General features: G+C 58.2%; 12 protein-coding genes and 1 pseudogene. 8 read left to right on the forward strand and 5 right to left on the reverse strand.

The window, feature by feature from the left end; translation table 11 throughout:
• Window positions 1-233: 233 nt before the first annotated feature.
• The 5 genes and pseudogenes from E9954_RS02145 to E9954_RS02165 all read right to left on the reverse strand — a co-directional run bounded on the left by E9954_RS02145 (window position 234) and on the right by E9954_RS02165 (window position 6,050).
• Window positions 234-1,763, reverse strand: a complete 1,530-nt coding sequence (locus E9954_RS02145) for a TIR domain-containing protein (protein WP_136077601.1) — start codon at window positions 1,761-1,763, stop codon at window positions 234-236.
• Complete coding sequence (locus tag E9954_RS02150) at window positions 1,747-3,768, reverse strand: tetratricopeptide repeat protein (RefSeq protein WP_136077602.1); 2,022 nt, start codon at window positions 3,766-3,768, stop codon at window positions 1,747-1,749. The genes E9954_RS02145 and E9954_RS02150 overlap by 17 nt, the downstream gene beginning before the upstream one ends.
• Before the next feature lie 163 nt (window positions 3,769-3,931).
• Window positions 3,932-4,108 (reverse strand): annotated as a pseudogene (locus tag E9954_RS33600) (Gfo/Idh/MocA family protein); the annotation flags it as partial.
• A gap of 305 nt (window positions 4,109-4,413) precedes the next feature.
• A complete protein-coding gene (locus tag E9954_RS02160) occupies window positions 4,414-4,644 on the reverse strand; it encodes a hypothetical protein (protein WP_136077603.1) in 231 nt (76 codons plus the stop codon).
• A 35-nt stretch (window positions 4,645-4,679) separates the two neighbouring features.
• Window positions 4,680-6,050 (reverse strand): DUF4185 domain-containing protein, encoded by a 1,371-nt coding sequence (locus E9954_RS02165; RefSeq protein WP_136077604.1) that lies wholly within the window; start codon window positions 6,048-6,050, stop codon window positions 4,680-4,682.
• A gap of 652 nt (window positions 6,051-6,702) precedes the next feature.
• Here E9954_RS02165 and E9954_RS02170 point away from each other — a divergent pair.
• The 8 genes from E9954_RS02170 to E9954_RS02205 all read left to right on the forward strand — a co-directional run bounded on the left by E9954_RS02170 (window position 6,703) and on the right by E9954_RS02205 (window position 24,431).
• A complete protein-coding gene (locus tag E9954_RS02170; protein WP_136077605.1) occupies window positions 6,703-8,916 on the forward strand; it encodes a sensor histidine kinase in 2,214 nt (737 codons plus the stop codon).
• On the forward strand, window positions 8,916-9,557 hold the full coding sequence (locus tag E9954_RS02175; RefSeq protein ID WP_136077606.1) for a response regulator: 642 nt from the start codon (window positions 8,916-8,918) through the stop codon (window positions 9,555-9,557). Before E9954_RS02170 ends, E9954_RS02175 begins: the two co-directional genes overlap by 1 nt.
• A 162-nt stretch (window positions 9,558-9,719) precedes the next feature.
• Entirely contained in the window at window positions 9,720-13,109 is a 3,390-nt protein-coding gene (locus tag E9954_RS02180; protein ID WP_136077607.1) for a fibronectin type III domain-containing protein, read from the forward strand.
• Window positions 13,110-13,546: 437 nt separating this feature from the next.
• Window positions 13,547-17,041, forward strand: coding sequence for a beta propeller repeat protein (locus tag E9954_RS02185; RefSeq protein ID WP_136077608.1), 3,495 nt, complete (start codon window positions 13,547-13,549; stop codon window positions 17,039-17,041).
• 248 nt (window positions 17,042-17,289) lie between these two features.
• Window positions 17,290-18,663: a Gfo/Idh/MocA family protein gene (locus E9954_RS02190; RefSeq protein ID WP_136077609.1), complete on the forward strand. Its 1,374-nt coding sequence runs from the start codon at window positions 17,290-17,292 to the stop codon at window positions 18,661-18,663.
• A 33-nt stretch (window positions 18,664-18,696) separates the two neighbouring features.
• On the forward strand, window positions 18,697-21,066 hold the full coding sequence (locus E9954_RS02195) for a glycoside hydrolase family protein (protein ID WP_136077610.1): 2,370 nt from the start codon (window positions 18,697-18,699) through the stop codon (window positions 21,064-21,066).
• Window positions 21,063-22,694, forward strand: coding sequence for a sulfatase-like hydrolase/transferase (locus E9954_RS02200; protein ID WP_136077611.1), 1,632 nt, complete (start codon window positions 21,063-21,065; stop codon window positions 22,692-22,694). The genes E9954_RS02195 and E9954_RS02200 overlap by 4 nt, the downstream gene beginning before the upstream one ends.
• A 195-nt stretch (window positions 22,695-22,889) precedes the next feature.
• The gene (locus E9954_RS02205; RefSeq protein WP_187357941.1) at window positions 22,890-24,431 is read left to right on the forward strand and encodes a sialate O-acetylesterase; all 1,542 of its coding nucleotides are present in this window, start codon (window positions 22,890-22,892) and stop codon (window positions 24,429-24,431) included.
• Window positions 24,432-24,481 lie beyond the last annotated feature (50 nt).

Raw genomic sequence — 24,481 nt, forward strand, 5'->3', positions numbered from 1 at the left:
CGGAAATCCGGAAGTTTTAGTTGGAGTGTTACACTTTTAGACCGCCCCGCCGCCCGGTGCACTTTTCAACCGGCGTTTACAGGCACGGGCATCGCCATCGGTAAGACGATCCTCGATGTGGCCTACGCCTACACGTGGGCGGACGATGTGTATGGCAGCCTCGTGCCGGATCAGGACGGATTATCTTCGGATGTAAGGAAGCACGCCGTCTACCTTTCCGTGATCCGGCACTTTTAAGGCAACTCTCTAACAAGAACCGTTTCCGGATTGCCGGAAAGGACAGGATCGACAACGAGGGTGGATTCGGTTTGGCCCAGCTGTTCGATGCGGGCCATTCCCAGCTTTTCCCCTGTAGAATTCAAAATGGTGTAAGCGGAGGCCAGGATCGCGCCATGGAAAGAGCCGATCGGGGCTTCCAGCTTTCCGGAGTTGGAAACGGTGGCGGTGGCTTCGAGCGGAAATTCAGCGAGCACCTTTTCCTTGATCCGGGCGGCGAGGCCGGCACAGAGGGTACGAATGTCGGCGTCAGGGGCGACGGTTTCCTTGAGTGTGGCGACGATGCGGGTGGTCTCGGTATCGACCAGACGCAGGAACAGCAGGGCGTCGTCGCCGCTTTCAATCAGATCGCCGAGCAACAGGATGCCTGCGGGTAGCAGTTTTCCGAGGGCGTTGCGGGCGCGCGGGTCGGCGAGATCGGAAGAGCCAAGGTTCATTTCGTCCATGACCTCTTCGAGGGCTTCGCGCTCGACCACCTGCATGCCACCACCGGCTTCGAGTTCCGAACGAAGGCAGATGCGGAAAAGCATAGCCAGCGCGTCGTTGGCTCCGGCTGGCTTTGCCTCGGGACCGATGCAGGCCACGACCCGAGGCTTTGCCTGGTTGCTGTCGGTTGTCGCTGGAGTCCGTTTGCCCAGAAGGTCGATCAGGTTGTTGAGGTTCTCCTGCGATGCGTGGCGGCGATCGGAATCGAGATGTTCTGAAACGGCTTGGATCAGGCGGTCGTCGGAATGGGTGGTGGAGAGTTGGGTAATCAGGCGTTTGGCCGCAACTGCATCGCCCTTCCGGGAAAGATCGAGGATGTGCTTGAGCTGCGCCGTCTTTTTGTGAGGCGGCACAAAGGATGCCGCAACAACGCCTTCCCCCGTTGTTTGGAGGCGGTTGGGTTTTAGTAGGTAGGTTGACGCCACGATCGCCAAAGCAGCTAGGCTGATGATCAGTTTGAGGTGGAGTTTGATCGATATCCGTCTTTTTCCATTTGGTGCGGGAGGTTCGTCGCAGTTATCGGCAGGAACCCACGGATTCGCCGGGGTTATTGTTCTGATAATCTCGGCGATTTGATCCAAGGGTTCGGAAATATCCTTGGTTTCCTTTAATTCGCCTCCGGAATCGATCAGGCCAGCCCATTGTGTTGCATCGATGGACTTCCACTGGATCGCCCCGAGGTAAAACTTAAGTTTGCCCGAAGGCTTCACTCCGCCCAGGGATACGGGAATAATGCGTTTGTCGTTCGATAGGCCGCTTTCCACTTCCTTGGCGACCCATGTCGAGTGATTGGCGTTTTCCGTGAGCAGCAGTACCAGTGCATCGACTTCGGCCAAAGCCTTGCTGATGGCTTCGCCATAGTCGTCGCCGGGTAGGATGTTGCGCGGAGCCATCCAGCAAGGAATGCCGCGATCCTCCAGTAGGCGGCACAACGCTTCGGCGTCGGAGGTGTTCTTTGATGAGTAGCTGATGAATGCTTTTTTTCTATCGGGCGTAGACATGGTCGCCTTTCCGGATCATGGACGATCCTTTCGAGGGGAGGACTCGCGCGGTGAGCATGGTGGGTGTCAGCCGCTCGATCTCCAGTTGGACGAACTGTTGATCATGCTTATGCACTGTGGTTTCGGCCAAAGGTTCATCGGGCGGGTCGGCGTGCAGGACAACAAATTTGCTCCATTGGTTTACACCTTGGTTTTTTCCGATGTCGATGGTGACTTTCGATCCTGCCACATCCAGCACCTTGCCGGTCACGACCGGAAAATGTTGTTTCAGCTTCATGATCAATCCGGCCACCTCGTATTCCACGTCGTCGTTTCCGCCGAGATAAACGTCGGGAGCTTGGATGATGTTCCCTTTGGCGGAATCGAGCACCCGCAATTGCACCGTTGTTCCGTTGCCATGTTCCACCAGGAACCCCCTGAGCAATAGTTCCGCCGGAAGCATTTTCGAAATACGTAGTGCAAAGTTGGGATCCGAAAGACCCGACATGCTCAACTTTTGCTCCTGAAGGATATAATCCCAGCCCTCGTTGCGGGCGACCAGCTGGAAGCGCATCGGGCTACGCTGCAACTCACCGAGCATATACGATCTTACCAGCGGCCCCAGGCTTGTCGTATCGGAGACCAGAGGCGGAAGACCGACGGTCAGGCGGTATTCCTCCTGCTCGTATTCGGGTTCCTTGCTGACAACCGTCAGCTCCTTGCTGGTTTTATTGCCCATAGGATCCATAGCGACGATGGAATAGGTGTTGGTGCCGGGGTTGAGCGAAACTCGCCTTCCAAACCGGCTGCTTTGGGGATTCTTCGTTTCGGAATAGAGCAGCTCCTCGCCGTTCAGGGTCAGGCTGGCGATACCACTCCCGTCGCGTGCCAGCCCATCAATGTAGAACTCCTCGTCAAAAACCGTATGCGTTCTACCCGCACCATCAACCTTCAGGTAGGGCGGCTGACGGTCGGTTTCGGCAGTGGTTGAAGCGAAGAGGAAGCCGGATTCCAGGCCTTGGGAGTGGGATGGATCTCCATATTTGTTAAGTGCGGTTTTTGTCAGTTTGGGGCTGAAGGTTTCCTCGATGCGGTTGCCGGCCATATCGACGGCAACAAGGGTGGGGGAGTTGGCCTGGTCGAAACGGACTTCGAACGGATGCGCGGTTTTGGTTTCCCCTCTTGAATTGGTTAGCAGGGTTTTCCCGTTCAGGGTAATGGTTTGCAGGCTTCCGTTGTCGGAACAGATGCAATGGGCAACCCAATGGCCGGGGAATACCATGATCCGGTCAACGCTGATCACCGGGGCTTCCCAGTCGGCGCGGATCCGCACGGTGGTGGTTGTTTTGCGGCCATTCAGGTCGGCGACCTGAACGGGGATTTCATTCATGCCGGAGCGCAGTTTGATTTCCTGGGTCGTCTGGTAGGCTAGTGCCGCCAACTCGATGAATTGGCGTTCTTTATTGATGGCCACGTCCTTGATGTATCCCTTGGCCTCGGATGAAACCGAGAGGCTGACCGACTTTTTGTTCGTCCATTCCCCTTGGGTATTGGCTTTGGCCGTGACGGTTGGGTTCGGGAGCTGTGTGCTTGTGTTAAGATCCGCCCTGACCTTGTTGAGGTAAAACTTGGCCCGGCCCGACGGTTCCTGTTCCAGCGACTTCTCGAGGAGACGGCGGGCTTCGTCGGTTTCACCCAGTTCGTAGAGGCAAATGCCCAGTTCCCGGTTGGGGAAATAGTGGTCGAGGAAGTGCATGCCGTAGGTTTTTGCCCGCCACATGTCTTGGGGAAACCCATATTTTGCCCCTGTGCGGATGCCGAGGCTTCGCTCGAAATCCTCCCGGGCCAGCGCAACCTTGCCTTGCTGCAGGTAATGCGTTCCCCGTTCGTAATAATTCCACCAGTTGTGGTGGGTGATTTCTTCGGGGGCGTTGCCTGGAGGGGGCGCGGTGGTTTGGCATCCGGGAAGGGTGCACAGGAGGGCTAGAACGATGCAACCATGGACGCTATGTTTGATCCTTTTCATTGAATCCCGCTAATTTAAGGTATGCTAAATCCAGAAACCAACGCATACGCTACCTAGAATTGCGGGATTCATCTAGTACTTTTACCCAGATGTTGCTTTTGAAAAGGGCGTGGAAGTGGGGAATGGCTCCAGAAGACCCTGGAGCCATTTGGTCATGCCTTGATTATCCGAGCTCCGGGACATCCATCCACTTGCGTTCTTTCCAGCTTTGCATGCCGAGTTCGGCGAGCTGGACGCCCTTGGCGCCTTCCATCAGCGAATAGTTCCACGCTTCATCCAGCACGACGTGCTTGATGAACATTTCCCATTGGATCTTGAAGGCGTTGTCGTAGTTGGTGTTGGCATCCACCGGTTCCAGCACCAAGTCGCCCAAATCAATCACATCGCCGGGGGAAACGTTGGAGACCGCTGCGGGCAGGACGAGTTCAGGATAGCCCTCCTTGTTGACCAAAAGGCTCCAGTCCGAGTCGATCAGCCAGGTGTTGGTGGGGAAGATGCCGCCGTCTCCGGTGGACCAATACTCTTTGTAGACGGCGTTTACAATTATGGAAAACAATAGCCGAACACCCTGATGCCATTAGGTTGAACGGTCCCTTGGATTTTTTTTGGGTTGACGGAGAACCTCAGATGGCTGGTTCGCTTTGTTTATTTATCTAGTTTGCTAACAATCAGTTTTGTTTTCTTAACTAGGAATACGCCAAATCCGAGTTGGATTGCCGGATGCAAAAGAGAGTAGAGGGCGGTTGAGAAAAGATGGCTTTCGAAACTTAACTTCGCAAGATTGATCACGGTAAGAGCTACAATGGATAGTGCTTTAACGAGTATATATACACCTAGTAACTTAAGTCCAACTTCGTATGTTTCTTGTTTGGTCATTTTTTTCCTTAGCGAACGATCAGCTAAGGTGCGGGTCACCACGTCGCCTTCAGCGACTTGTTCGCAGTTGATGTACTGTCGCTCGGTCCCAGAAGCTTTACCTCATGCAGGCATAAACCGTACCGCCCTCCCGGAGGGTTGAAGTCCAGCTTTACGCCATTCCAGCCACGACTGAAGTTCGCGGAGTAACACAACCACAGAGTCCTCCCGTCTTCACTTACGAATTTGCTTGGAAAATTGAGGAAGTAAGCCTGGTCACCGAAGTCTTTCAAGTAGACGACCATCCTCCATGGACCCGTGAGCGTATCGGCTTCCAGGATGTATGAGTCCATCTTGGCTACGGTTGGCCAGCCGTCCGTGATGCACATCAGGTATTTCTTTAGCCCGGGTACCCAGGTGGCCGTGACACAACCCATGTTGTTGTTCCACTCGATCAATGGCTTGATCTTCTCGAAATCACCGGTCCAGACAGGTTTGCCGTTCACGTCGTGCCCCCCGAAAAACTCATAAGCCTTGATGTCATTGATTGTTTCAGGGGACGGCTTGACGCGTGCCATGTAGACCTGATCGGCAGTAATCCAGCTCAGATTGGCGTGCGCAAAGTCCGTATCGCAATCCTGTACTTCAAATCCTCCTCCCGTGGCGGGCTTGACACATGGACGCGGTTCAGGATCGTCCACCATTGCGCCCATGCCTAGCATGTAGGCCTTTCCATCGGGTGAATGTTTCATGTTCTTGCCGAAATCCACAAAATGAGGTGCACCCATTTTTACCGGGCCGAGATGCACTTTCGGCTCGGGAAACAACGGCGTTTCGGGTGAGAGAGGTGAAGGCTCCCATGTCTTGCCCATATCCCGCGAGATCTGGAAACCCGGCATCGGCCCCAGGACCGGCCAATTCCAGGTGAATCCGTTGTGCTTGGTGCTTCCGGCTGGCCCAAGACAATAAGTGCCATAGTACCAGATACCGTTATGAACCAATGACCCCGCGGGGTAACGCCCTTTGTAAGGCTCGGCGCTGGCAGCTTTTGGAGGAGATGTATTCTTGATGATTAATCTGAGTGGATCATCACCAATCATCATTCCGTGGCCCGTATGTGCCTTCTTACCGTCATACCCGGACTTGCAAGAGACTCCATCGGTTTTTCCGTCAGTCCATGGAGAATACAGATTGCCATCACTTGCCCAGGATGGGTACCATGTGTCACCACAGTGATAATCACTATGGCGACCAGTGAAGAAGATCGCCGTCAACGTTTGCGATCTCTCAAACGGGCAGTCGTCAGGAACTTCAGATTTCCATGTGAATCCGTTATCAGCGTCAGTTGGTGTGTTCTTGTCGCTGGCAGCTGAAACGCCGACCGTTATTAATACAAACACGAAGAACAGTGATAGATGTCGTATCATCAGGTATCCCTTTCATTGCAGACCTTATGGCTGAAGTTGATGAAACGTGCCTTCGGCACTAATTTTCATGCGAAATTATTTGCGCTTCGCTTCAGGAGCCTCGGTCGGTTTTTCCTGTTAAAGTTAGAGGCGTGCCCGATGGTTTATCGCGGGCTGCTCTTCCGAAGAAGAGCCTATCCAACATTGAATACTCACATTCAACCCAAAGGACGCGCCATGAAGAAACTATACATCGGAATCGACGTTCACAAAGACTCAATTGTTGTTGCGCTTGCTTTTTCCGACCAAGCAGAGCCGACGCTTTTGGGAAAGGTGTCGGCCGACCTCTTCCCAACGCCTGCGATGCCTTGCTGGAGGGGCGCACGCCGTGCGCCCGGGCGGACGGCGTCTGCCCCTCCACGGGCGGCTCGGATGGAACCTCGCCCTCCACGCAGGGGGCTTAAGATTCATGAAGAGCCTGGCGGTAGTCTTTGTGCTATGCGCGCAATTGCTTCTCAATTGTGTGGCCAACAAAACCGTCCGCACCGGTTTTTAAAGCGGCGTGGCCTTTCCGTTCCCGCCGCACCAGGGCGGCTGTGCCGCAAACGATCCGGCGGGGGAAGAGGGTATGGCTGTTGCCAAACGGGACGCATTGGGATACATCTAATCGATCATGATTGCTCTTAAATGCAGGATACGCTTTGCCGTGCCGGTTTTGCTGGCCGTGTTGATTTCCGGGACGGCGTTTGCCCGTGCGCCGATCACGAGCATTGCGGCTGTTCGCGACCTGGCGCCGGAAATGGCGGAAAAGGGGCAGCCTGTGCGGGTTGAAGGCCAGGTTCTTTGGGTGCATCCGACGGGCAATGGATTTTTTTTGCGCGGGGGCGAGGTCAGCATTTATGTTCGGCAACCCAGGGGCGGCCCTGCCTATTCTAGGTTTTCGCCGGGGGAGATGGTTCGTGTTGAGGGGGTCTCGAACAAGGGGTTCTTTTCTCCCTCGATCTATGCGGACTCGGTGGAGTTGGTTGGGAGCGAACCTTTGCCGGAGGCGCGCCCGTTCCACGATTTTGAATTTTTTTCGGCGACGATCGATTGCGATTGGGTCTGGGTTGCGGGCCGGATTGTTTCCATGCGTGTTTATTCCGGAGGCACGGGCGGGGAAAACATTACGCTGGCGGTGCAGCACAACAATAGCATGCTGGATGTCCAGATTCCCCAGACGGAGGGGGCCGAGGAAAAGGTGGCGGAACTCATGTTCAGCCGGATTCGGTTCAATGCCGTGGCCGGCACCCAGTTCAACATGAATCGCCAGGTGGTGGGCCGTACTTTTTTTGTGAACTCGGTGGACGACTTTGAGGTGATCGACGACTACAAGCCGCGAAAGGGGCTTCGGGTGCTGCCGATCCATGAATTGATGCGCAGCGGGGAAAACGACCGGCTGCCGGTGGGGACGCACGGATTGGTTTCGCATGTGGAGGGGAAGCATATCTATCTGCGTGGCGAGGAGGCCTGCATCAAGGTCACCGCCCGCGCCGTTCCGGATGTGGTGGTTGGCGACTATGTGGAGCTTGAGGGCTTTGTGCGCCCGTTGCCGATTAGTCCGGAATTCCTGGCGCGCGAGGTGCGGGTTGTCGGGCATCGGGAGCCTCCGCTTCCGGTGGCCATGGAGGTGGACGAGGCGCTGCGGCACAAGTGGGATTATTTCCCGGCGACGGATTTGAACCAGGAGCTGGTCGAGATCGAAGCCCTGCTGGTGGATGTGGGGGAATCGTTTGGCTTGTCGACGGGGGAGCGGGAGCGCACGTTGCTGTGCCGGCACAACACCTATTTGTTCGAGGCCAAGCTGCCGGCCCATGTTGAAATCGAGGGTGGGCTGAAGCCCGGGGCCACCCTGCGGCTGACGGGCATCTGTAACCTGACGCGCAGCGAGGAACGGCGGTGGCGGCTCTACATCGATTGGTTCTGGATCCAGCTGCGCGGTGCGGGCGATGTTGAAATCCTAGTGCCCGCCCCGTGGTGGACGGCCGCCCGGTTGCTATGGGTGCTGGGCATTGGCCTGGGGGTTCTGGCGCTGGCGCTGGTTTGGGTGGGGTTGCTGCACCGAACGGTTGAAAAGCAAACGGGCATCATCGGCGACAAGATCGAGCGCGAAGCGATTCTCGACGAACGCCAGCGGATTGCGCGCGAGCTACACGACAACCTGGAGCAGGGGCTGGCCGGGATGGCGATCCAGCTGCGCGGGAGCCAGCGCCTGCTGGAGCTCAATATGAAACGCCGGCTCGAGTCGATCGCGTGCGCACTCCGGTTGGCGGGCGGCAATACGGAGCTGAAGAACCATTTGGAGGGTGCGGCAACCGAAGTGGAGCAGGATGCGGCGAAAAACCGGCGGGCGATCGAGGTGGTGCAGGGGATGCTGGCGCACTGCAGCGAGGAGTCGCGCTCGTCCATCCTCGATCTGCGCGGGGGATTGCTGGAGCGGATGGATCTGCCGGCGGCCCTGCGCGCGGCGCTCGAACCCTTGGCCGAAGAGTGCGGCGCCCGGTTGGTGGTTTCGGTGGAAGGCGAGCCGCGCCGCCTGAAAAAGGTGGCCGAACGCAACCTGCTGTTGATTGCCAAGGAGGCGGCAACCAATGCGGCGCGCCATGCCAAGCCCTCGACCCTATCGGTTGAGCTGGTCTTTGCGGACGACGTCCTCTCCTTAAGGATAGTTGATGACGGCCAGGGGTTTGCGGTAGACCATCTGCCCAAGGCGGGGCGGTTCGGCCTGCAGGGCATGCACGAGAGGATCAACCAATTAAACGGTTCCATACAGATCAAGAGCGCGCTGGACAAGGGGACGGCCGTTGGGTTGAATATCCCTTCAACCAAGGAATGGGAACTGGATTGATGGCCAAGGGGAAAACAACGACGGTGTTGGTGGTGGACGACAACGCCCTGCTGCGGCTGGGGCTGACGGAAACCATTTCGATTGAACCGGGCCTTGAACCGGTGGGGGCGGCGGCGAACAGCGAGGAGGCGTTGCGGCTGGTTCGCAAGCTCAAGCCGGACGTCGTTACGATGGACTACCAGATGCCCGGCGAAAGCGGGATCGAATGCACCCGCAAGATCCTGGCCGAATTCCCGGAAACGAAAGTGGTGCTGCTCTCCGTGTTCGACTCGGAAGAGGATATCTGGAAGGCGGTGCAGGCCGGCGTGAAGGGCTATCTCACCAAAAAAGCCGGCGAGGTGGAGGACGTGCTCGAGGCCATTCAGGAGATCGCGGCGGGGGGAACCTATTTCCCGGCGGGCATTGCCCAGAAGCTCGAACGCCGCCGCGGCAAGGAAAGCCTCACGCCCCGCGAAATGCAGGTGCTGACCGAGCTGGCCAATGGCTTGAGCAACAAGGAGATTGCCGAAGTGCTCAAGATCTCGATGCCCACGGTGAAGCTGCATATTGTTAACCTTCGCGAAAAACTCGATGCCGCCGACCGCACCCAGGCGGTTGTCCATGCGTTCAAGCGGGGCATCCTTCATCTGAATTCCCAATAATACGCCCCAATAGCCGGGGATTTTCGCCTAAACGCCCGTCTATCCTAATGGATAGGTTGGCGTTCTCATTGGGTCTGTTATACCTCATCATGTTAACTGTCTCGTTAGGAGGCGCCGGTGAGTCCGGGGTTGCGCGGCAGGCTTGACGCAGGAGGAAATAAGATGAGGAAACAAACCCGATCCCTAATGGTGCTGGCGGGCTTGGCCGTAGCGGCCCAGGGGCAAACGATATTCGAGCGTTCCGCCGGGAGTTATACCGGCGGGCAGGAGCTTGCGGGGCAGAACAACTGGACGCAGCTGCTCAACCACGACACCAACGGGGTGCCGGTTGTCTCGAACCAACTCGGCGGGGTGACGTTCAGCGTGGATAACAGTGCCTGGTTGATAAACGACGCGGCCAGCGACAACGCCTTCTTGGTGGAAACCAACGGCAGCTATGTCTATCTGGATGAAGTATCCGCCGGCAACGAGCTCTACAGCGAGTGGACGGGGACGATGGACTTCAGCTTCAGCTTTCCGGCAGCCACCTATGCGGCCGGAGAACTGCCGAATGCCAACTTTTTCACCATAGGGTTGACCGATTCCACCACGAACGGCTTGAGCGAGTTCCAGCAAGACGATGTCTGCATGTTCCTGCGCTACCGGGCCAACAACCGCCTCGATATGCAGTTGCAAACCGAGCAGGACGCCGACCTCAGAATTTTCCAGACGCCTTCCGATGCAACCACCTATGCCGAGCCTGCCGTTCTTCTTGGGATGAATCCGCAAACCGGAGACTGCCAGTCGGACGAACTCCGTTTAACCTGGACGATTCGCAAATCCACCGACGGAGCCTATTCCGCCTGGGGCAGCGTCTCGAATCTTAGTAGCGGGGTGTGGATCGATGATATCCGCACGAACGGCCTTGGTGGCAACGTGGTTTCCACGGCCGGGAAAGATAAATCCGCGGCGGTCTATGCTTCGTCCAGTCCGGTCTTGGCCATGGGGCGCCTGGGCAGTGCCTACCAGGAACCGTTTACGGTCGCCGGCAACGGCTTGGTCGATATGGATATCAACGATCTGACCGTCGTGAAATCCATTGTTGCCCCCGCGCTGACGGCTCCGGCAAACGGTTCCGCCGTTGCCTACGATTCGCAGGTTACCATCAGCTGGGAAGCCGCGGCGGAAGCCACGGGCTATGAGGTGTTCCGGGCCACGGCCAGCGGTGGCTATGCCGCGGCATTCACCAACCTGGCCGGCCTTTCGGTGGTGGATGCGGGGCTGGCCAACGGCACGGACTATTTCTACGTGGTTCAAGCGGTCTATCCGGGTTTCCCGAACTCGACCAACTCCACGGAAGTTTCCGCCACGCCGGTTGCCATCTTCACCGGCGGCCTCATCGACACCTCCTTTACTTCCGCCGAGGGCTATTCCAATGGCGACCTCGCCGGCCAGCAGGGCTGGGAAGCGGCAACCGGAACCGATCCCAACGCCTTCAACATCACCAACGCCACCACAACCGGCGAGGCCTCGACCCTCGGAAACGGGTTCGGGAACACCAACTATATCGGCAACGCGGTTTATCTCGATAAGCTGATGGACAACCTGGCCGACGATACCCTGGAAGGTTCCATGGAGTTCCAGGTGCAGACCTATCTGGCCGACGGGCAGACCGTTGCAACGCTGCTGAACGCCGACATCCTGTCGTTCGGGCTCACGTCCGACGCAAACAGCGCGCACGTTGCGTGGGACGGCGACAAGGCCTTGATGCTGGTGCGCCTGGTGGCCGATGGCAACATCGCCGTGCTCTTCACCACGGAAAACTCCGATGCATCGACGAAGCTGGCGGAGCTCCAGCGCGAAGACCTCGGCTGGGATCCCGAAGACGAAGACGCGGACGGCGTGACGACCGACGACCTCGTCTCGGAAACCATCACCCTCGACTGGAGCATCCGCAAAACCCGCGAGTCGGGGGTCTACCAGGCCAAGGCCACGCTCGGTTCCTCGACGGCCACCAACACGAGCCTCGCCTACTACACCTCCACGAAGCAAGACATGTACGACAGCGCGGCTTCCAGGTTCACGCTGGGGCACTACCGCAACGCGTGGAAGACCAACGGCACCCTCACGAACAAGGCGGACGTGGTTCTCGAGGCCCTCAGCCTGACGCACACCAACTATCCGCCGGAAGTCACCGCTCCGGAGGGGGTGACCACGCTAGGCGGGGATCGAAGCGTTACCGTCAGCTGGCCGTCCACCCTGGAGGCAACCAGCTACGACGTGCTGTTTGCCGAACAGTCCGGTGGTTCGCAGCGTGTGATCGCCAGTGTGTCCGACCAGACCTATTTCGACTCGCCGCGCTTTAACGGCGTAACCAACTGGTACACGGTTCGCGCAAACTTCGATGCCGGATCCGCGGACTCCGCGGAAGTGCCCGGCGTGCCGTTTGCCTCGATCAAGCAGATCGATTGGTTCGGCGACCAAACCGGCGGCAAGGACAATATCTCGACGGGGCAGTTCGGGCTGGACCAGACGACCGGCCTGTCGACGAACGGCGGCATGATGTTCCTCGACTACACCTCGGCGCCCCTGCTTTCGGGTTCGGTGAATGCCAAGTATGTCAATGTGCCGCTCTATGCCATCGTGCAGAACAACACGGTGGGGCCGGACATCTCCAACGGGAAGGGGGCGGCCGGCCTCGAGGTCCAGACCAAGACATCCAACGGACTGGCCAGCGACGACCTGGATCTCTGGGCGAACGGTTCGGCAATGAACCTGCTGGCCTACATCCAGACGGCCGACTGGTCCGATGCGGAGGCGACGGTGGACATTACCACCGACACCCATTCCGTATCGCTGGCCAACAAGCTGAATACGGGAACCCTGCGCTTGGCGATCCGCAACAACGGGCTGTGGTATGCGCACGAAACCGCGGTTGCGAACGGAACCCAGAACATTCCCGCAGGCCGACTCGATGTGGCCAACCTCTACGACGAAAATTGGGCGGCGATCGGTGCGGCCGGCGTGGTGGATCCGGGGACGCTGCTGGCCGATCCGGGCGCGTTCGACAAAACCCACAACGACTCGTTCACGGCCGTGGACGCCATCGGCTGGTTGTATGTCGGCGCAACCGGTAGCCGCATGAAGGTTTACGAGCTGTCCTACAGTTCATCGGGATCGGTTCCGTCGGTCGATTACTGGGCGGGCGAAAACGGGGTCACGAACCTCAACGAGGACATCGATGGCGACCTGCTCTCGAACCTGAAGGAATATGCCTTTGGCGGCGATCCGAACAACGGCGCCGATGTGGGTACGCTGCCAAGCTTCACGGCGGCCAACCTGGATGGAGTCGATGGCTTCGTGGTGGTTCACGTCGAGCTGCGCGATCCGGCGCCGGGCGTCGGCTACTCGCTGGAACGAACGCTGAACCTGGCCATCCCGTCGTGGGCGGACGATCCGGCCGCGGAAGAACTCGGTACGGAGAACATCGACTATTACTTCAAGGCGGTCACGAACTTCATTCCGGCCGACGCCGCCGCGAAGTTCCTCGATCTGAAGGTCAACGAACTATAGGGAAAACAACCCGCGCCCCCGTGGCGCGGGGTTGAAGTTAGGAGAACCAATGAAAAAAAGAGACGTAGCCATGGTGTTGCTGTTGAGCGCCGGGCCTGTTTTGGCGGGGGTTTCCTGTTATCCTTAACCCGGGAATGGAACCACGGATGAACACGGATGGACGCTGATATTCAAGACGATACGAAATTTGCCCCACTTTCCCGCTGGGTTGGGTGTCGGTTGTGCATATCCTGTCTTGGGTTCTGTGTTTATCCGCGTTCATCTGTGGTTCATTTACGTTTGTAGGGTTGTGTGCTAAAAGAGGGGACTTATAGGAACTTAGCTTGAATGGTCTCACTACAGAGGACACGGAGGCACAGAGAAATATAGCAATTCCGCTCCTCTGTGCCTCAGTGCCCTCTGTGGTAAAAAAAAACGAATCAGTTTAATTTGGTATTATGAGAAACAGATTGGGATTATGCGTGGTTTCCCTTGCGGGATGGGTGTTGTCTTCTTCGGCCGCCGTGGTCTGGAGCGAGGATTTCGAGGGGGCGGCCTTGAACGCCGCCTCGGGCAACAACCAAACCCTGCCCGGCACCGTGCTGCAAACGGCGAACTCGGCGAGCGGAATCATTGTCGATGCAACCACCGATTCCGCGGCCGCCGCGGCCTTCCCTTTGGCTTCGGGAAAGTTCATCCGCCTTTCCACCGATGCCAATGCATTCACGGCGCTCCGCTCCAGCCTGAACCCGATCCCGTTTGGCCAGGTTCCGCCCACGGCGACCTATGCCCTGACGTTCGATATGTATCTGCCGGACAACCTGGCCGTCGCCGTCGGGGATTTCCAACCGCGTTTCGCGCTGGACGGCGCAGGGGGGAACGGCCCAACCGATGCTTCCTCAGAACAACATGCGGCCGGCCAGTACCACGTTGCCTATGCCGGGCCGATCTCGGATTTCATTGCAACGGACGTCAATGAGGTGCGGCCGTTCATCGGCATCGACCAGGCCGGGGCGTTGCTGGCCGACTATCTCTACATCGACAACATCCACTTGGAAATCACCGAGGAAGCAGAACCCCCGCCTCCGCTCAATACGGCCTATTTTGCCAACCTGAAGGCAAACCGCGTGGAATCGACCCCGTTGGTGAAGTGGAAGCAGTTCGGCCCCGGCATGTCGGGATACATCGACAAGTTCTGGATCAACAACGGCGATCCGGATGCCATGTATACCCAGCTCGACATGGGCAACGGGCACGTCACCCTGAACCGCGGCGAATACTGGACGAGCTACAAGGAGATCGATGGCAACGGGCTGCCGGGGGGCATCACCGGCATTGAGTTTTCCTACCAGGATCCCGACTTCGGACTGATGATGGCGAAGGAGGGGATCTATTCAACGACCAACCGCGGCCGCAGCTGGTTTTTTTTGCTGGATATCGAACCCGCCAACTCCCAGATGCACAGTGTGCTGGCGGTCGATCCGAACAACGACGCGGTGTGGTATATCGGGGCCGGCCAGCATTGGATGATCAAGGATACCCATTTCACCCAGAGCGGGTTGTTCTATTCCACGGACGGAAACTATTCCTCCGGGTTCATTCTCAAGTCCACCGACAAGGGCCAATCGTGGACAAAGGTTACTTCCGTGTTCCCGGCCGATTCGGACTTCAGCAAAATCATCGTGGACCCGCGTAATTCGGACGTCGTCTATGCCTCCAACCAGCATGGCGTCTATAAAAGCACCAATGGAGGGGCCGACTGGGCGCTGGTGCCGGGACACGGCCAGCTGCCGCACAACCAGCCGCGCGACATGGGGTTCTATTTCGACGGGGCCGATGAATTCCTGCTCTACGTGCTGGAGGTTACGCACTACACGCCCAACGGCAGCACCATCGATACCTCCGGCGGGGTGTTCCGCAGTGCCGACGGCGGCGCGAACTGGGAGGATCTAGCCGGCAACCTCGGCATCGACATGGGCATCGTCGGCCCCTCGTCCTATGGCTACCGGGAAAAATATTTCTGGGCGGTCGGCAAGTGGCTCGAGACGACTACGGACGATGTGAAAACCAACCATCCCGTCTTCCCGACGAACACCTTCAGCCAGTTCACCCGCATTGCGGTGGACCCCACCAACAAGGACCGCGTCTATCTTTCGCACAACTACAAGCACGACTATGCCTTCCCGCCCGGCAACATTTGGATGACCGAAAACGGCGGAACGAACTGGATCGCCGCCGCCCGCGAAGGGCCATACTGGATGAACGGGACGGACCAGGCCTACTGGCAGTCGCGCGGGCAACCCCTGGGCATGAACGCGAATTTCGCCCATGTGGATCGGGAGCATCGCGAAAACGACAACACCCAATCCGGCCCGCGTTTCGTCTTCTGCAATCCGCTGGGGGACGTCTACACCGCCTTTGCCCAGCAGGTGATGTGCTCCACCGACCACGGCGCAACCTGGAACCAGGTGGACGACGACGAAACGTTCCCGGGCAGCGGCCACTGGGTGGGGCGGGGCGACTGCAACCTGCCCGGCGAAACCTTCTGCCTGCAAACCGGAACTCCCGGCACCTACCTCTGGGGCAGTGGCGAACATGGTCTTTGGCGCAACACCGACGATGGAAACCTCGTCTATCCGGGCGCCATCGCCGTGGAGCAGCTCACCGGCCAAAGCATTTCAGACAACAGCCCGCTCTCCATTTCAACCATCGCCACCGATCCCCGGAACCCGAACCACGTCTACATGATTCCGTTCCGGCAGGATATGCGCGGCGAGCTGCTCTTCTCGGACGACGGCGGCGACTCGTGGACCACGCTTTCAACGCCGATTGTTTTTCCCGGAGCAAACGATGTGCTCGATTCCCGTTCGCTTTTGATCGACCACCAGGATGCGAACAACCTCTATTTCTGCATTCCGTTTTCGGAGTGGGAGCGCTGGTCGGGCAACTTCGTCAACAACGGGCGCAAGTTCGATGGGGATACGGAAACGTTCGGGCAGGGTATTTATAAATCCACCAATGGCGGCATCAGCTTCGACATGGCCACCAACGGCATTCCGGCGAACCGCAGCGTCTACCGCCTGGCGATGGACCAGGCCGATCCGCAGATCCTCTATGCCGCGTTGAACGAAACGCACAACGGCGATCCCGGCGGTCTGTATCAAACGACGGATGGCGGGGGCCAATGGAACCCGCTCCCGATTCCGTCGGGGATCCGGAGCGTGAACCACGTGGTGGTGCATGCGAACGGCGGCATCTATATCGCCTGTGGCGACTATAACGGATCAACCGGGGGCGGCTACGTCAGCCAGGATGGCGGGGCCTCCTGGCATTTGCTCTTCGACATGCCCTACCTGCGCCACTTCGTGCCTTCGATGGCCGATCCCGACATCATTGCGGTCACCGTGGAGAGGAACACCACCGTCGGGCAACGCAATCCCGGGCTCTATGTAACGATCGATGGCGGTGCCAATTGGCATAAAATCAACAACCGCCACGGGCAACCCGACGGTATCCGCAAGGTTGAACCCGATCCCTACGATCCCGACGTGCTCTGGATGGGCAATCATGGAACCGGCTTTTTCCGGGCGGACATTTCGCCGCTGAAAACCGGGGAGCCGATTCCGTTCTTCTGGGATTGGATGGAGGAAAACGGGCAGAAGGGCAGGTTGGCCGATGCGGATGCGGATGGCTTCGACGGCCCCGCCGAATTCGTGGCCGGCACCGATCCCGACGATGGCGGCAGCTATCTTCGGGCCGATCTGGCGGAGGGGAACCGCATTGCATTCGAGTCGGTCGAGGGCCGGCTCTACACCATCGAGGTTGCCGGCGACCTGCGGTCGGGGTGGTCGGTGCTGACCAACGGGGTTGCGGGCACCGGAGGCCCGTTGGAGTTCGTCGATGCCGGGATGGCGTCGAACCGCTTCTACCGTGTGCAGGTTGAACTGCCTTGAGCTTTATCGGCCTTTTGGATAGGTGCATTCCCGTTTGGAACAGGGGAGAGTGAACGTCCCTTGTTCGATGGTGTGGTTGAGCATGCCACATGGGGTCTGATACCAAATTAAACTGATTTTAATTTTTTACCACAGAGTTCGCAGAGACGCAGAGGGTGGCAGGTATATTGGTTGCTCAGTGCCTCCGTGCGCTCTGTGGTGAGACTCTTCAAGTTAATTGCCTTTGAATCGTAAAAAAAGGAACGGAAATGAATCTATCCAGAAGAACAAGCTTATTTGCGGGCGGCGCGGTTTCCGCCTGCTCGCTGATTCCCGGCAAGGTGCTGGGCGCAAACGAAAAGGTGAATGTTGCCTGGATCGGCGTCGGCGGGCGCGGCAACCGGCTGCTCAGCAACTTCGAGCGCTCCGGGGTGATGAACGTGGTGGCCCTGTGCGACGTCGATCTGAAGTCCAGTTTTGTCGACGAGGCGAAAGCCCGTTTCCCGAAGGCATACCTCTACGACGACTGGCGCAAGCTGTTCGACGAAAAGGCCAACGCGTTCGATGCGGTGATGGTGATGGTGCCGGACCACTCCCACTTTCCGGTCACGATGGCGGCCATGGCGCTGGGCAAGCATGTCTACACCGAAAAGCCGCTGGCCCGCACCTTCCAGGAAATCGAATTGATGACCCAGGCCGCGCAACGCCACGGCGTGGTCAACCAGATGGGCAACCAGGGCTTTTCCGGCGACAACTATTTCCAGTTCAAGGCGTGGAAGGAAGCCGGCGTGATCCAGAACGTCCGCCATGTGGATGCCTTCATCAACAACGGGTTCGCCTGGTATCCGCACCACTACGATGCCAAAAAGGCCATCACCGGCTGGCCGGTCGGCGAGCCGATGCCGGAGCACATCAACTGGGATGCCTGGATGGGAACCACTCCGGAGCATCCGTACAGCACGCTCTATTCCCGCAACAAGTGGCGCGGCTGGCAACAGTACGGTACCGGTGCGTTCGGCGACTGGGGCGCGCATATCTTCGACACCATGCACCACTTCCTCGAGTTCGGCATGCCGGAGTCGATCGAAGTGAAGACCCTTAAAAATAAACACGAGCTGATCTTCCCGGAGGCTTCGACGCTCGGTTTCAAGTTTCCCGCGCGCAACGGCCTGCCGGCCATGACGGTGGACTACTACGACGGTTGGAATAACCTGCCGCCGGTTCCGAAGGAGTTCGAAGGGCGCGAGCACGACTTCCACAAGGATCCCGGCAAGTTCATCTTCACGGACGATCTCGTCTTCTACGGCAAGCATCACGGCGACCCGCTGCAGGTTGTTCCCTACGACCGGATGCGCGAAATGCTCAAGGCGGGGGAGCTGCCCAGGAAATGGGAGGACCATTCCGACCACTACGCCAACTTTCTGCTGGCCTGCAAGGGCGTGGAAAAGGCGCGCTCCCCGTTTTCAATTGCCGGCCCGTTGTCGCAGTTCCTCATCCTCGGCTCCATTGCCCAGCGCATCGGCAACCCGGGCGAGACGCTGGCGTTCGACCGGGCGAAGAACCGCTTCAGCAACAACGACCTCGCGAACGGTTTGCTCAAGGACACCCCGCGCAAGGGTTGGGAGCAATATTATGAACTGTAGACCCATGGCTTTCGTTCTTTGGCGGAGGACGCCATGACGAAGGGACGTGCCGTTCTATTGGCCTTGCTGATGGGGGGAGGCGCCGTTGCCGATGTTCCCCTGATGGGGAGCAACCTGCCGGGCAAGAGTCTGCTGGACGGCGACTTTGAGGAGGTCCGTGCGGGTTGGCGGAATCCCGGGCAGTCGCCGTACTGGACGACGAAAGTGGTTGAGGGAAACGGCAAGGTCGGCTTTGCGTTGGGGCGGATGATGAACGGCGGGGCCGCGAAGGCGACCGTTGAATCGAGGGTGCTGGACCACACCGGGATCAAGGCGCTGAAGGTGGGCGATGTGTTGGCCTGGCGTTTTGCCTCCAATACGGAATATCCGTGCGACGGGCGCGTGAGCCTCGCGCTGGTGTTCGGCGATTCGGAACGCATGGTGGCCGGGCGCGTGAAGGTGCCGAACGGCCCCGCGAAGCCGCAGGTCTATGAAGGGTTTTATACGGTCACGGCCCGCGATGCAAAACGGGGTATGCCGAAGCTTAAATTTACCTTGGAATCGACCCACGGGATTATCGTCTACGTCTACTGGGTGGATGTGAAGGTGTTGCAGGGGGGAGTCTGCGGGTTGGCCGCCAATGCCATCGATGCGGGAATCGAACTCTCCTGGAACAGCGATGAAAACAAAACGGTTACGGTTTACCGCAGCGACGAAGAGCGCACGGGATACGGGAAAATGGCCGATGGAATCGATGGCAACCACTGGATCGACCGTTCCATCATCCACGGCAAGACCTATTGCTATGCGGTGAAGCAGGGGACTTCGGTTTCGCCGGTGGTCAAGGCCCGCAAAATGGATTCGGTTCCGCCGGCCGCGCCGCATGCGGTTGAAGCCTCCGGCGAGGATTGGGTGGTGAAGCTCGGTTGGAAGACCGGCGATAACGATGTTGAATATTTCAAGGTTTACCGGGATGGCATTTGCATTGCGCCGCATGTGGCCGGCAACCACTTCGAGGACATGCTGCCGCCCAAAGGCGTACGGAACAGCTATGCGGTGATGGCCGTCGATTATAGTGGGAATGCAAGCCCGCTTTCCGAGGTTGCCATGGCGAAGGTGAAGGCCGTGCGCGGTGCTTCGTTCAGCGATCTCATTCTGCCGATGCCGATTCACCAAAAGCTCCGTTCGGATCTGTGGGGAGCGGCCAGTGTGCGGCCGCGCGATCCCGACAACGGGGTCGAGCATCCCGATTGGTCCTATTGGGGCGGCAAACCGATCAAGGATCCGTCGGACGGCAAATACCACATCTGCGTGACCCGCTGGCCGGAAGGCGATCGCAAGGGGCACTGGGCCTGGCCCGGTTCGACGGTTGCGCATGTGGTGTCCGACAATCCGACCGGGCCCTATGTCGAGCGGGACGCCACGGCCTACGGTTTCGCCAACGGGCTGGGCCATAATCCGAACATCATTTTGCTGAACGACGGGACGTATGCGCTCTATTCGCTGATCAACTGGAAGGCGATGGTTCTGGCCTCGGATACGATGAACGGCCCGTGGAAAGTCCAGGGTGAAATGAAGGTCAACGTTCCGGAAAACTACACGAATGCCTACCGGCTTGAGCGCAACCTCTCCGGCGTGCAGTGCGAAGACGGCAGCTTCCTGTTCGTCACCAAGGCCGGTGCGATGATGCGCAGCACGAACGGCATTCTCGGCCCCTACGACGTGGTCTCGGGAGTCGTCGGCGAAAACGAAACGATTCCTCCAACATACCGCAACTCGAATTATGAAGATCCAACGCTGTGGCATGACGGGGTGCAGTTCCACATGCTCATCAATGCCTTTCTCGACTACCGCGCCATCTACCTGCGTTCCCCGGACGGCGTGAATTGGAAATATGAGGATGGGTTGGCCTATACGCCGACCTGTACGCAGTACGAGGACGGCACCCGCACCTTCTGGCACAAGGTGGAGCGCCCGAATGTGCTGCAGGATGCGTTCGGCCGCGCAACCCATCTGTCGCTGGCGGTGATCGACGTGAAGAAGGAAGACGACTTCGGCAACGATGCGCACAGCGCCAAGCACGTGATTATTCCTCTGGCCGTGCCCAAGCGCCTGACGATGCTCAACCCGGAGCCGGTGAATGGGGATACCCGCGAAATCCGGGTGCTGATCCATTCCGAAGAGGGCTTCGATGCCCGGGCCGACCTCGATCTGGAATCGCTCCGCTTCGGCGGTTCAGAGGCTGTAAACTTCGGGGGTGGTTCCCTGGTTCGGAAAACAGAGAAACATGCCGAAGGACTGGTGGTGGTCTTCGGCGAAGGCTGCGGAATCTCCGCAAAGAATTTTGTGGGCAAACTGATCGGCCAAACCAAGGATGGCGGTCTGGTGGTCGGCTATTCAAAACTGACAGGGAATGAACAATGAAAAAACAGGTGTTGTTTTTAACCGTTGTGTTGGCCGCTTCCGCGGCTGTGGCAACAACGAAGCCCAACATTATCATCTATTTCGCGGACGACATCAGCGCGCGCGAGTTTCCCGTGTATGGAAGCTCGGTGTGGACTGCCCCGGATGCAACCACCACATCCGACCCGAAATACCGGGCCAAGACGCCGGTGATCGACCGCTTGGCCGAAGAGGGGTGCTGGATCGAGACGGCCTGGGCCTCGGTGGTGTGCAACCCCAGCCGCGCCATGATGATGTCGGGGCGCTATGCCTATAGGACCAAATGGTGGAACAACGGCGACCGGGGACGCGGCCATGATGAAACCGGCAAGCTGGTCCATACCTGGCCGGTCTACCAAAGCTCCCCGTTGCTGATCGGGCATGTGGCGCAGCAGGCCGGCTATGGAACCTTCTGGTCCGGCAAGACGCAGATGGCGGGTGAATATGCGCTGCATGGGTTCGATGAAGGTTGTTTTACGCCCGGCGGCTTGAGCGATACGGACAATCCCTACACCGACTTCAAACACAAACCCATCAAGGGCGGCGGAAAACATGCGGTAACCAATGTGGATACCGGACGGCCGGTTGAAACCTACTGGCAGCATGGCTGGTATTGGTATCCGCACGTTAAACTGATGAACCATCCAACCGCTCCGGGCAAAACCGTTTGGTGGCCCAATACGCCGGAAAGCCAAAAGGATTTCGGGCCGCATACCTATGGGCCGGATGTGGAGCTCGACTTTGCCTTCGATTTCATGGAACGGAAGCACCAGGAGGGAAAACCCTTCTTCGTCTACCACACCTCCCATCTCGGGCACGACGCCTTCAACTGGCTCGATCCCGAATACAAGAAGTGGGCCAAGAGCAAATGGCCGAATGCGCCGATCGTGAAATGGGATGGCCGGAACTACACGCGGACGCAACCGAAGATCACCGGCGACAAGGGTGAGTATGAGACGCACGGCACCATCACGGAACCGGGGATCCATCACCACATCAATTATATCGACTACCAGATCTGGCTCTATCGGCGGAAGCTCGAGCAGATGGGCATCGCCGACAATACGGTCATCATTATTTGCGCCGACAACGGCACCAGCGGATACGGGAAGATCAGCCCGGAAATCCAGAAGGGTTGCCACGTTCCCATGATCATCCATGCACCAGGCATGAAAAAACACGGCAAGCAGGAGGTGCTGATGAGTGTGGCGGACGTTATGCCGACCATTGCCGACCTGGTCGGCTTCAAGATTCCGGACGATTATAAGATCGATGGAATAAGCATGGTTCCGTTCCTGTTCTCCGACCAGCAAGAGCACCGCGACTGGATCTACACCTACCGCGGGCCGGAACAGTTCATTCGCGGAAGAAAAGTGCTTAAGGATGGACGGGGGAAATGGTTCGATGTCTCCACGGACCAGGACGACCTGATCAGTTTCGACGAAATCAAGGACTGGGGTTCGGTGCTTGAGGTGCATCGCGCCGAGCAGGAAAAGCTGTTGGAAATTCTTCCGCAATACGATCTCTATTTCGACGAATACAATGAGCCGGGCGTTCCGGATGATCCGCAACGCAAGATGAAAAAATATTACCGGATGTCGAAGGATTAAAGGCAGGGGACCAACCCATGAACCTTAATTCGGGAATGGAACCACGGATGAACACGGATGAACGCTGATATTCAAGTAGATACAAAATTTGTTCCACCTCCCCGTGGGTTGGATATCGGTTATGCACCTCCTGTTTGGGTATCTATGTTTATCCGCGTTCATCTGTGGTTCATTTACGTTTCTAGGATGAAGAGCATGGTTTTCAAATGGGGCGTCGTTGCCTTTGTACTGGGTGCGGGGGTGGCCGGGCCTCGGGCCGAAGTGGTGCTGCCGAATCTATTCAGCAACCACATGGTGCTGCAGCGCAATCTGCCCAATCCAGTCTGGGGCAAGGCCGATCCCGGTGAAAGGGTGACGGTGGAATTCGCCGGGCAGAAATACGAAACGGTTGCCGATGCACAAGGCGACTGGCGCATAAAGCTGAGCGCCATGCCCGCGAATGCTAAGCCGCAGATTCTTCGGGTTTCAAGTGTCCAGTCTCAAGTGTCCATCACCGACGTCCTCGTCGGCGAGGTGTGGATGTGCTCCGGACAATCCAATATGGGGTGGGCGATCGACAACATCAACGATGCCGACATGGAGGTGGCTACGGCCGACTATCCGCATATCCGGTTGCTGCAGGTTCCGCATGTCGGGACGCAGGAGCCGCAGTTCAACATCGACGCCCAATGGAAGCTCTGCACGCCGGAGAACGTGAAGGGTTTTACCGCGCCGGGCTATCTGTTCGGGCGGCAGCTGCACACGGTGCTGAAGGTGCCGGTCGGGCTGATCTACAACGCCTGGGGCGGTTCCGATCTGGAGGCGTGGCTGCCGCGTAAGGTGCTCGAAGAGGCCGGACAGGATGAATACCTGGCCGAATGGGATGAATATCTTTCAACGTATACCGACGCGACGCTGGCGAACGATGCGGTGGAATATGAAAAGTGGCTCGCCGCCGGGAAGCCGGGGGCGAAGCGTTGGCCGCCGGTGGATGTCCGCACGGCGCAGAAGCGCCCGGCCAACATCTACAACGGCAAGCTGCATCCGACCATCGGCTACGGCATGAAGGGCGTCATCTGGTGCCAGGGCGAGAGCAACATTGGCCGCGCCTATGAATACCGTGCACTCTTCCCGCTGCTGATCAACTCCTGGCGTGAATGGTGGGGACAGGGCGACTTTCCGTTTTACTGGATTCAGCTGGCCGACCACAACGACGAGAAGCCGGAGCCGGGCGAGAGCTACTGGGCCGAGCTGCGCGAGGCACAGACGATGGCGCTGCAGCTTCCAAACACTGGAGAAGCCGTGGTGATCGATCTCGGCGAAGCGCGCGACATCCACTACCGCAACAAGCAGACGACTGCGGCGCGCCTTGTCCGCCACGCGCTGGCCAAGGACTATGGCTACAAGATCGCCACCGAGAGTCCGCGTTTCCAATCCATGGAAATCGAGGGGAGCAAAGCGGTTTTAACATTCGACCACGTCGCCACGCACCTCTATGCCTTCGATGTTCCCGAGGTGAAGGGCTTTGCCATAGCCGGTGCGGATAAAACGTTTGTTTGGGCCGAAGCAAGGATGGTTGGAAAAAACACGGTCGAGGTCTGGTCGGAAAAAGTTCCGGAACCGGTGGCGGTGCGCTATGGCTGGGCGGACAATCCGGTGGTCAATCTCTACGACCGCAACAGCCTGCCGGTCACCCCGTTCCGCACCGACGACTGGCCGGTGGGAACCATGGGTAAAAAGACACTCTATAGAAGGTGAGTATATAAATCTGAAATCCGCATGAGGAATATCATGCTCGAACATTTGGA

This window comes from Pontiella desulfatans (assembly GCF_900890425.1).
GTDB lineage: Bacteria > Verrucomicrobiota > Kiritimatiellia > Kiritimatiellales > Pontiellaceae > Pontiella > Pontiella desulfatans.

Excerpts from the sequence above, each read along its gene's own strand:
- E9954_RS02145 (WP_136077601.1), bottom strand. The coding sequence starts at position 1,763 with ATGTCTACGCCCGATAGAAAAAAAGCATTCATCAGCTACTCATCAAAG.
- E9954_RS02150 (WP_136077602.1), bottom strand. The coding sequence starts at position 3,768 with ATGAAAAGGATCAAACATAGCGTCCATGGTTGCATCGTTCTAGCCCTC.
- E9954_RS02160 (WP_136077603.1), bottom strand. The coding sequence starts at position 4,644 with ATGACCAAACAAGAAACATACGAAGTTGGACTTAAGTTACTAGGTGTA.
- E9954_RS02165 (WP_136077604.1), bottom strand. The coding sequence starts at position 6,050 with ATGATACGACATCTATCACTGTTCTTCGTGTTTGTATTAATAACGGTC.
- E9954_RS02170 (WP_136077605.1), top strand. The coding sequence starts at position 6,703 with ATGATTGCTCTTAAATGCAGGATACGCTTTGCCGTGCCGGTTTTGCTG.
- E9954_RS02175 (WP_136077606.1), top strand. The coding sequence starts at position 8,916 with ATGGCCAAGGGGAAAACAACGACGGTGTTGGTGGTGGACGACAACGCC.
- E9954_RS02180 (WP_136077607.1), top strand. The coding sequence starts at position 9,720 with ATGAGGAAACAAACCCGATCCCTAATGGTGCTGGCGGGCTTGGCCGTA.
- E9954_RS02185 (WP_136077608.1), top strand. The coding sequence starts at position 13,547 with ATGAGAAACAGATTGGGATTATGCGTGGTTTCCCTTGCGGGATGGGTG.
- E9954_RS02190 (WP_136077609.1), top strand. The coding sequence starts at position 17,290 with ATGAATCTATCCAGAAGAACAAGCTTATTTGCGGGCGGCGCGGTTTCC.
- E9954_RS02195 (WP_136077610.1), top strand. The coding sequence starts at position 18,697 with ATGACGAAGGGACGTGCCGTTCTATTGGCCTTGCTGATGGGGGGAGGC.
- E9954_RS02200 (WP_136077611.1), top strand. The coding sequence starts at position 21,063 with ATGAAAAAACAGGTGTTGTTTTTAACCGTTGTGTTGGCCGCTTCCGCG.
- E9954_RS02205 (WP_187357941.1), top strand. The coding sequence starts at position 22,890 with ATGGTTTTCAAATGGGGCGTCGTTGCCTTTGTACTGGGTGCGGGGGTG.